General features: G+C 71.1%; 1 protein-coding gene and 1 pseudogene. Both read right to left on the reverse strand.

The window, feature by feature from the left end; translation table 11 throughout:
• Positions 1-60: pseudogene (locus tag AB0I16_RS35655) on the reverse strand (cysteine dioxygenase); the annotation flags it as partial.
• Positions 61-206: 146 nt separating this feature from the next.
• Positions 207-4089 (reverse strand): amino acid adenylation domain-containing protein (locus AB0I16_RS35660; RefSeq protein WP_363253838.1); only part of this gene is annotated, 3883 nt, incomplete at its 5' end.

Below are 4089 nucleotides of genomic sequence, written 5' to 3' on the forward strand. Positions count from 1 at the left end.
GTGCCAACCGGTCCCGCTGCCGGGCGGCCAGCCGATCAACCATGCCTCGCTGCCGCCGGGGCCGTCGAGCGTCGGCTCGACGTTTGTGTGTCCCCGCCGGCAGCGCCTCGCCGTGGTCTCGCAACGGTGCCCGGGCCCGACCCGTCATCGACGGGTCGGGCCCGGGCACCGTCCGGTGGTGCGGCCTCAGGCCGTCACGGGGAGGATCAGATGCCTCGCTCCGACCGTCCGGAGAACCACCGCGCCATGACCTCCCATGCCGCTCCCAGCATGTCGGGCCTTGCCATGTCCGAGTGTGCGCAGGGAAGGCCGACGGCTGTGGCCTGCCGGGTGAGGTGGGGCCGCCACAGGGACTCGAACGAGAAGTCCGCCGGTTTCCCTTCTTCCGCGATGAGCAGCAGCGTGTCCCCGCCGAAGACCCCGTACGTGTGGTGGTCCATCAGCGTCGCGTTGTTGTCGAACACCCGGACCAACAGGGCGACCTCGTCGTCGTCGACTCCGCCGAGCACCGGACCGAGTTCGGCACGGACACGCTGCGCCAGGCGCGCGGGGCCGTCGCCTCCATCGGCGCCGTCGCGCCGAGGCCTGGCGGGGTCCGTTCCCGGTATCGGCGGGTAAGCGTCCATGAGGACCAGCGACACCTCCTCGCCCTCGGCCTCAAGGCGCACGGCGATCTCGTGTGCGGGAGTTCCTCCGAAGGACCAGCCCACGAGGTGGTACGGGCCCGACGGCTGCAGAGCCCGTATCCGGTGCACGTACTCAGCGGCCATGTCGGCGACCGAGGCCGCCGGCTCCCCGGAGCCTTCGAGGCCCTGTGCCTGGAGACCGTAGAGCGGGTGCTCCTGGGGTATGAAGCGGGCGAACGGCATGTAGCACCAGCTCAGCCCGCCCGCGGGGTGGATGAAGAAGAACGCCGGTTCGGTGCCGGAGGTCCGGATCGGCAGCACTCCGCCGAGGGCGTCCTGCACCGACGTCAGGCTGAACGTCCGCATCAGGCGCGCCGGCGTCGGGTTGGTGATCAGGGTGCGCAGAGAGACGGTGACGCCCTTGCCTCGCAGCCGCTCCACCAGCGAGACCGCCATGAGCGAGTGACCGCCGAGCGCGAAGAAGTCGTCGTCGACTCCGACCACCCGCACGCCGAGGACCTCGGCGAACGTCTCGCACACCAGGGCTTCGAGCACGCCCGCGGCACCCCGGCCCGTCGAAGGCTCCCCGTTCCCTTCCGCCCCGAGGTCGGGGGCGGGTAGGGCCCTGCGATCCACCTTGCCGTTCACCGTCAGCGGCAGGGACTCCAGGATCGTCACCGAGGACGGCACCATGTAGTTCGGCAGCCGTTCGGCCGCGTACTCCCGCACCGACCCGGTCAGCGCGCCCGGATCGGTGTCACCGGCCGCGGGCACGGCGTAGGCGGTGAGTCGCTTGCCGCCCTGGGGGTCGTCGTGCACGACGACGACCGCCTGGCTCAGCTCCGGATGCCCGTCGAGCACCTTCTCGATCTCGCCGGGCTCGACCCTGAAGCCACGGATCTGCACCTGGTCGTCCGTACGGCCGACGTACTCCAGGTTTCCGTCCGTCCGCCACCGGACCCAGTCACCCGTCCGGTACATCCGTTCACCGGCGGCACCCTGCGGACAGGCCACGAAGCGTTCGGCCGTCAGGCCGGGCCGCCCCAGATACCCGCGGGCCAGCCCCGCACCGGACAGGTACAGCTCGCCGACCACTCCGGTCGGGACCGGTTCGAGGGAGCCGTCGAGCACGTAGGCGCGGGTGTTGTCGATCGGGGTTCCTATCGGTACCGCGTCCGACCCGAGGCCGGGGCGGCAGCGCCATGCGGTGGCGTCCACCGTCGTCTCCGTGGGTCCGTAGGTGTTGAACATCACCCGCCCGGCCGACCAGCGCTCCACCAGCTCTGGAGGGCATGCCTCGCCTCCGACCTCAAGCACCACCGCGGACCCGATCGCGCCGTCCGGCACCGTCGCCAGGGCTGCGGGAGGCAGCGTGGCGTGTGTGACGGCCTGGTCGGTCATGAACTCGGCCAGGTCCGTACCGAGCCGCCGGTCCTGGGGAACGACCACCAGGGTCGCTCCGGACAGCAGGGCCAGCGACCACTCCGAGCAGAAGTTGTCGAAGCCGACCGACGCGAACTGCGCCACGCGGTGGCCCGGTGCCACCCCGAACCTCGCGTGGTTCGCCGACAGGTTGGCGAAGCCCGCGTGCGAGACGACCACGCCCTTGGGCCGGCCGGTCGAGCCGGAGGTGTAGATGACGTAGGCCGCGTTCTGCTCACGGAGCGGCGCCAGCGGGTCCGTGTTCCGCGTGTCCCCCGGGTCCGGTGCCCCGGGCGCGTCGAGGACCACCAGCGGTACGTCGCGGCCCTCCGGCACCAGACGCTTGCAGCGTGACGTGGTCAGGATGCAGGCGGGATCGGCGTCGTCGAGCGTGTAGGCGACTCGGTCGGCGGGATGGTCGGGATCGACGGGCAGGTAGGCACCGCCGGCCTTGAGTACCGCGAGGAGCGCCACGAGCAGTTCGACGGAACGCTCGGTGAGCACCGCCACCACCGACTCCGGACCCACGCCGTGCTCCCGCGCCAGGCGCCGGGCCAGCCGGTCCGCCCGCACGTCCAGTTCGCCGTATGTCAGTTCAGCACCGTCACACACGAGCGCGACGGCGTCCGGTGTCCGGGCCGCCTGTGCCGCGAACAGCTCCGGTACCGTGGCCGCCCCGACCTGCGTCTCGGTGCCGCTCCCGGCCGTCAGGACGCGCCGCCGCTCGACCTCGTCGAGCACGTCCACCGCGGCGAGCCCGCTCTCCGGGCTGCGTTCCAGCGCGGTCGACAGGTTGTCCAGGCAGGTGTGCAGCATCCGGCACACGGCCTGCCCGTCCACCGACTTCACCGCTTCCACGGTCAACCCGAACCCGGCCCCCAGATCGTCCACCGAAATGGCGACCGGGTAGTTGGTGGTATCCCGGGCGAACACCATCTGGATGCGCCTGGGTGCGGCGCTGTCGTCCTTACGGGGCCCCGCGCTCGGGCGCCGGCTGTGCCGGAAGTTGAAGATCGAGGTGAACAGTGGACTGCCGCCGGGTATGCCGCTCGCCTGCTGCGCCAGCGTCAGCGGCGCGTGCTCGTGCACCAGCAGCTCGGCCAGCTGGCTCCGCAGGCCCTCCAGGGTCTCCCCGACACCTGTGGCTCCGACGCGGACCCGCACGGGAAGGGTGTTGAGGAAGAGGCCGGGCACCCGGTCCGCGCCGGTCCCCGCGTTCATCCGGCCGAAGAGCACCGTGCCGAACACGACATCGTCGCGACCGCTGACCGTGGCGAGGACCCTCGCCCAGGCCAGATGGAACACCGTCGCCGGGCTCACCCCCAGCGAACGGGCGACATCCCGGACCCGCTCCCCGACCTCGTCCTCGACATCGAGATGCGAGCTGACCACGCCGCTGCCGTCGCCGTGCACATCCGCCAGGCCGTACGGGGCGGTGGTCTCCTCCACGTCACCGAGCAGCTCCGCGAAGTAGCGCTCGTGCTCCTCACGCGGCACGCCGAGTCTGGCCTGTGCCACGAAGTTGCGGAACGGCAACGGCTCGGGCAGCGACTCCTCGCGCCCGGACATGAACGCGCCCATTTCCTCCAGGAACACATCCTGCGTGGTGTGGTCCTGCACCAGGTGATGCATCCGCAGCAGCACCAGCCATCCGTCGCCGTCCGGCTCCCCGGCCAGATGCACGTCGATCAGGGGTGCACGGCCGATGTCCATGCTCGGCCCCGCGGCCGCGATCAACTGCTGAACGAAGTCCGGGCGTTCGGGGTCGAGCGTGACCTCGGTGACCGGTAGTACGGCCTCGCGGGCCACGACCTGGACCGGCTCACGCAATCCCTCCCACGCGAAGGCCGTGCGGTAGATGTCGTGCCGGTCCACCACCCGCTGCAACGCCTCCCGGAACGCGTCCACGCGCTCCCGCGAGTCGAACCGCAGCACCCTCGGCCCCGCGTAGACGTCGCGGCTGTCCTGGCCGGCGATCAGATGGTGGAAGAGGATGCCCTCTTGCAGAGGCGCGAGCGGGTAGATGTCCGCGATGTTGGCT

This window comes from Streptomyces sp. NPDC050703 (assembly GCF_040654435.1).
GTDB lineage: Bacteria > Actinomycetota > Actinomycetes > Streptomycetales > Streptomycetaceae > Streptomyces.